Here is a 1,251-nt window from a genome sequence, read left to right on the forward strand (position 1 = left end):
AATTAATAAGGTAAATCAAACCAAATAAAGCAAAAGATGGAAGATGAAGCTACCTTGTATATTCGACAACAGTTGCCTGATTTCCTTCGAAGATGCATTAAAAATGCAACCTGAAACTAGACTGGAAAAGATTTTTAGCACCCTTGATTTGAAACCAATAATATCCAGGCTACCCAGAAAACATAATGGACCTCGAGGATACAATGCCAAATACAAACTAAGAGCATTAATAGCTGCAAAGATAGAGCAAATACCGACAATGGCTGCATTGGTCAGAAGGCTAAAAAATGACCCTGTATTTCGGTACATATGTGGATTTGGCGTAATTGCAAGCGTACCAAGTGAAGCAACTATGAGCAGATTTTTAAGAGAACTAACAGAAACAGGTATTCTTAAAGAACTGTTTAATTCGCTTGTAAATAAAGCCGAGCAAATGGGGATTATTGACTGCACCTCTATTAGCAATAGATTCCAACAAAAATTGAGGCTTATGAGAAAACCAAGCCTAGAAAGTATGTATCGCAAAACGGTAAAAGCGCTGACTGGGGCGTCAAAAGAAACACTGATGGCAACACTGAAGCCTGGTTTGGCTACAAAGTGCATGCTGCTGTGGACACAAAATCAGAGTTACCAGTAGCTATCACCGTAACGCCGGCCAATGTCCACGATAGTGAAATAGCTTTAAAACTGGTTAAAAAGGCCAGCAGCGTTCTGGTTAAATCACCCAAGTTCTACCTGATGGACTCTGCGTATGACTGTAATGACATTTACGAAACCATAAAGAATGACTTTCACGCCCAGGCAATCATAGCTCTTAATCTTAGAGGGACCAGGCAACCTAGAGCTGGCTTTGATTTTGATGGGACACCTATTTGTTCCGCAGGGTTTCGGATGGTTTACTGGGGCAGCGATAACGGAGTTAACAAGTTTCGTTGTCCCCACGTACTTGATAAAGCTGAATGCCCCTTTGGTACCGACTGGTGTTCAAGCTCCAACTATGGAATGGTGATAAAAACTAAAATTGAAGATGACTCAAGGCTGTTCTGCAGCCCCCACAGGGGGACCAAGAACTGGCAAAAGCTATATGATGAAAGAACAAGCGTTGAGCGCTATTTCGGCAGACAAAAGAAGCATCTAGGTTTAGAAAGCATTACAGTTCAAGGGTACAGAAAAAGGATCGAAAACTCACAGCCTACCTTTGTGCAATAGCGCTGATAGCTACGGTAACAGCCGTACAATAAACAGCCTTAG

General features: G+C 41.7%; 2 protein-coding genes. Both read left to right on the forward strand.

Going from position 1 to position 1,251, the window contains the following annotated elements:
• Window positions 1-103: 103 nt before the first annotated feature.
• The gene (locus SSCH_RS19155; RefSeq protein ID WP_198142284.1) at window positions 104-637 is read left to right on the forward strand and encodes a transposase; all 534 of its coding nucleotides are present in this window, start codon (window positions 104-106) and stop codon (window positions 635-637) included.
• Window positions 598-1,209 (forward strand): transposase, encoded by a 612-nt coding sequence (locus SSCH_RS19160; protein WP_232294292.1) that lies wholly within the window; start codon window positions 598-600, stop codon window positions 1,207-1,209. The genes SSCH_RS19155 and SSCH_RS19160 overlap by 40 nt, the downstream gene beginning before the upstream one ends.
• Window positions 1,210-1,251 lie beyond the last annotated feature (42 nt).

Origin of the sequence: Syntrophaceticus schinkii, assembly GCF_000946815.1 — a bacterium.
Taxonomy (GTDB): domain Bacteria; phylum Bacillota; class DSM-12270; order Thermacetogeniales; family Thermacetogeniaceae; genus Syntrophaceticus; species Syntrophaceticus schinkii.

Excerpts from the sequence above, each read along its gene's own strand:
- SSCH_RS19155 (WP_198142284.1), top strand. The coding sequence starts at position 104 with ATGCAACCTGAAACTAGACTGGAAAAGATTTTTAGCACCCTTGATTTG.